5 protein-coding genes are annotated in these 4,220 nt (G+C 41.6%); all 5 read left to right on the forward strand.

Annotated features, from left to right (window positions below; all coding sequences use genetic code 11):
- A partial coding sequence (locus IJT21_06115) for a tetratricopeptide repeat protein (GenBank protein MBQ7577820.1) occupies positions 1–1,044 on the forward strand: 1,044 nt, incomplete at its 5' end.
- Positions 1,045–1,683, forward strand: a complete 639-nt coding sequence (locus IJT21_06120) for a lactate utilization protein (GenBank protein MBQ7577821.1) — start codon at positions 1,045–1,047, stop codon at positions 1,681–1,683.
- A 26-nt stretch (positions 1,684–1,709) separates the two neighbouring features.
- On the forward strand, positions 1,710–2,702 hold the full coding sequence (locus tag IJT21_06125) for an asparaginase (GenBank protein MBQ7577822.1): 993 nt from the start codon (positions 1,710–1,712) through the stop codon (positions 2,700–2,702).
- A gap of 3 nt (positions 2,703–2,705) precedes the next feature.
- Entirely contained in the window at positions 2,706–4,031 is a 1,326-nt protein-coding gene (der, locus tag IJT21_06130; protein MBQ7577823.1) for a ribosome biogenesis GTPase Der, read from the forward strand.
- 3 nt (positions 4,032–4,034) lie between these two features.
- Positions 4,035–4,214, forward strand: coding sequence for a hypothetical protein (locus IJT21_06135; GenBank protein MBQ7577824.1), 180 nt, complete (start codon positions 4,035–4,037; stop codon positions 4,212–4,214).
- Positions 4,215–4,220 lie beyond the last annotated feature (6 nt).

The following is a 4,220-nucleotide window of genomic DNA, read 5'->3' on the forward strand; positions in this document are numbered from 1 at the left end:
CCGCCCACCCGTCCGGTGGAGAGGGAATTTAAAGACGAAACAATTAATCATCAGCAAGAATCGCCGGATATAGATATATCTAACATGAATAAAGCTCAACAGGAGGCAGCTACAGGATTTCAATTAAGCCTAGACGAACCCCCGCCGGAACTTTGGAGCAATATAAGCAATGACGACGACAACTCGCAGGAATCTTCACAGCTTTACGAACATTATGAGCAGGGAATAAATTTTCAGGAATATAATAATCAGACTCCGCACGGAAAAAATTTCACTCAAAGATTACAGCGGATTCTCCACGAACGACAAGAACGAGCTTCCGAGCAAAAAAAATCTGAGCCGGTCCAGAATTCTTATATCAAGAAGGCTGCTATAATGTGCACTTCACTTGTTATAACTTTATTAATTGCTTGGCTTGTGTTAATTTATCTGCAGAAAAAGACTCCTGATTATTTAAACGCTAAGGCACTGGCACTATATAATTCCGGTGAATATGAGCAGGCAGCTAACGAATATCAACGAGCTTATAAACTTTATCCTGATATATTGACTTTCTTGACTGGGCTAGCTATTTCTTCAGAGAAGGCCGGGCATTTACAGACCGCAAAAATTTCATGGGAAGAATATATTAATTTATTGCCGGAAAATGACAGCTCAGACAAAGAATTTGCGAGAAATGAATTAAACCGGCTTAATAATCAAGAACGCGAGAAGACAGAATCACCGCAAATTATTCCCGAACTCGAGCCGGAGCCAGCAAAAATTGAGACAACACCGCAAAAGACTCCGCCGACTTTCAAAGAATTAATGCGGGAAGGAACAGAAGCACTCAATCTCGGAATCTATAACAATGCAATAATAAATTTTTCTCAAGCAATCGAACTTAACCCGAAAGATTTACGAGCTTATATCGGCCTGGCTGCTGCATATAGAAATAAGGGGCTGTACTTTGACGCGAAAAGAATTATAGACGACGCAATAAAGAAATTCGGCAAAAATCCTACACTATTGACTGAATTAAATTTTTTGAAGGAGGCTAAATAAATGACTCACGAAAATATTATCAAAGCAAATGAAATTATAGGACTCGACGCAGTAAGGGCACTCGAAAAACGCGGCTTCAGTGCAGAATACGTACCAACAGGCCAAGACGCATTAAAGCGAATTCTTGAAATCATCCCGCAAAATGCCTCAGTAGGAATCCCCGGCACTGTTACAATTAGGGATATAGGAGCACTTGACGCACTTAGAGAACGCGGAAATAAAATTTTCCAGCACTGGGGGCAAATGTCAGACAAGGAACGCAGGGAAGCAAGATTCCTCGAAAATACAGCAGATGTTTTCTTGACGAGCGCAAATGCCTTAACACGGGACGGAGAAATTATTAACATTGACGGAACAGGAAACAGAGTCGCCGGAATGTCATGGGGTAACGGGCTCGTTTTATTCGTGATAGGAATCAACAAACTTGCATTTGACTTATCGGACGGACTCAAACGCGCGAGATCTGCAACGATTCCGAACGCAATCAGACAAAATGAAGATACAGCGTGCGTAAAGGCTGGCCATTGCGTGAACTGCCGCGATGATAAAAGCATGTGCAGGGCGATATTAATTCTTGAACGTCCAGTAAAGGGACGGCAATATCATATTATTATAGTCGGTGAAAATCTCGGCTATTAAATTATTTCAGAGGTGCAAATTTTTTTATGGATAACAGAGACAAAATTGTAATATTACTAGCTGGCGGGCGAATCGTTCAGCGTCATGAATCACACGATGTAACGGAATTATCAGACGACGAAATTTTTTCATTATTGCCTGAAGATGTAAGAGATCACGTTTCTTTACAAAAATGGAGCTTTCAACCGGCATCAAATTATACTCTTAGAATGTGCGGCGAATTAATCAGCATGATTCGAACGTTTGTACATGATGAGGGCGCGCGTGGAGTTGTAGTTACTTGCGGAATTCAGGCACTCGCAGAAATTGCGTACTTTGCTGATTTAGTATGGGACTTGAATCCGCCTTTAATTTTTACGGGATCAATTTTCAACGCGGGGACTCCAAACAGCGAGACTTCAGTGAGACTCACTCAATCAGTAAAAGCTGCTTTGTCGGGAGCTTGCACGGGTAAGGGCGCATTAATCTGCATACAGGACTCAATTTATGCTCCGGCTGATGTCTTGAGAATATCAAATTTTAATCGCAGCGGCCTTCTTGCATTCCCTGAGTCGCCTCTTGGTGTGTTCTCTCAGCCTTCAGGGGCTTATATCTCGTTAAGATTTCCGCGTCATCGTTATGTTCAGAAATTGACAAATCCCCTAGCGCGTAATATTCCGATTTTAAATGCTTCACTCGGTGATAGTGATTTGATTCTGCGTGCATTAGTAGAAAAAAGATTTGAAGAGTTAGACGGCCTTATTATATCAGGTTCGGGCGATGGTGATGTGCCTTCAGTATGGGTGCCGCTGTTAAGAAAGATTTTGCGCTCAAATATTCCTGCTGTATTGACTTCACGTTATCCGGACGGATTTGTGCAGGCTACGGAAAATTACGAGGGCAGCGCGTCGCAGTTACTCGAAATGGGATTAATTAACGGGGCAATGCTTTCACCATATCAAGCAAGAATAAAATTAGCAGTCGGACTCTCGGCAGGGCTTGAGTCATTCGAATTAGCAGAATATATACACGGTAAATAAAAAATGTCGGGAATAATTGCAATAATAGGCCGGCCAAATGTCGGCAAATCTTCACTTTTTAACAGATTAACGAATTCGCGTGATGCAATAGTTGACGATATGCCCGGAGTTACAAGAGACAGGCTTTACGGTGAAGTCTCACACAGAGAGCGAAATTTTTATGTGATTGACACGGGGGGGATTTTCGGGATTGATACGGAATTCAGCGAGGGCATAAAATCTCATGTCAATGAGGCTGTCAAAGAGTCAGACATTATTATATTCATGATTGACGGGCGGGACGGTGTTACGAGTTCAGATTTGGAAATATCGGAATTCATACGCAAGGCCGGAAATAAACCCGTAATAATTGCCGTGAATAAACTTGACGACGTGAAACACGACGAACTTGCAAACGAGGCTTATACGCTGGGATTTGATAATGTTATTGCTATAAGTGCATTACACAAGCGCGGACTTGATGATTTACTTGACGAGATAATTAATTTGCTGCCCGAATATGAAGACTCAGAAATTTTTGACGATGAAATAAAATTAGTTATCGCAGGAAAGCCGAATGTCGGCAAATCTTCACTCTTGAATAAAATCACAGGCTCGGAGCGTTCACTAGTTAGTCCCATAGCAGGCACAACACGCGATCCAGTAGACATGGCTGTAAATCTTGACGGCCAAAATTTTAGAATAATCGACACTGCAGGACTCAGACGGCGCGCAAAATTTGACGGGAATCTTGAATATTATTCATTTGTGAGGACTCTTGCTGCTGTAGATAGATCAGATATTGCTTTATTGTTAATGGACGCTCGCGAACCCTGTACAGATCAGGACAAAAAAATTGCTGCTCATGTTGTCGACAAAGGCAAGGGCTTAATTATCGTGCTCAATAAATGGGACTTAGTAACGAGTGAGAATAATAACAAAGCTGATAAACTCGTGAAAAAGATTCGTGATGATATGCCGTTCTTGAGTTTTGCCCCGATTATATTTGCGTCGGCTTTGAACGGTCGGGGAATAAATAAAATCATTCAGACGGTTTTGACAGTGAACGAGAATCGCAAAAAACGAATTCCGACAAATATTTTAAATCGACTCATGCGGGACGTGTTAGCATTTGACAGACTCCCTTCAGACAAGAAAGGCCGGGCATTGAAGGTTTATTACTGCTCGCAGGCTGACTCAGAACCTCCTACGTTTATATTTTTCGTGAATAATCCGGGGCTAGTTAATTCAAGTTTTGAGAATCACGTCAAGAATAAATTGCGCGAATTAGAAGACTTCACAGGCTCACCTGTCAGGACATTCTGGCGGGGTAAGGAGAAAGGAGAATAAATAATGAGCGATAAAGATTTTGTGAATCTCTGTAAATCCGGCAATGTCAGCGAAATTGAAGCGGCCATAAATAACGGGGCAAACGTCAACGCTAGACGGTGTCGTCAGAATAGGAAATATATGATAGTCTATAAAAAATTTTTATTAAGGGTGAAGAAAATTTATGAAATCAGAACTTCATAGACATGA

The sequence above is a fragment of the Synergistaceae bacterium genome (genome assembly GCA_017443945.1).
Taxonomy (GTDB): Bacteria; Synergistota; Synergistia; order Synergistales; family Aminobacteriaceae; genus JAFUXM01.

What these genes read in the sequence shown, in the direction of transcription:
- IJT21_06135 (MBQ7577824.1), top strand. Translation starts at nt 4,035, where the DNA reads ATGAGCGATAAAGATTTTGTGAATCTCTGTAAATCCGGCAATGTCAGC.
- IJT21_06120 (MBQ7577821.1), top strand. Translation starts at nt 1,045, where the DNA reads ATGACTCACGAAAATATTATCAAAGCAAATGAAATTATAGGACTCGAC.
- IJT21_06125 (MBQ7577822.1), top strand. Translation starts at nt 1,710, where the DNA reads ATGGATAACAGAGACAAAATTGTAATATTACTAGCTGGCGGGCGAATC.
- der (MBQ7577823.1), top strand. Translation starts at nt 2,706, where the DNA reads ATGTCGGGAATAATTGCAATAATAGGCCGGCCAAATGTCGGCAAATCT.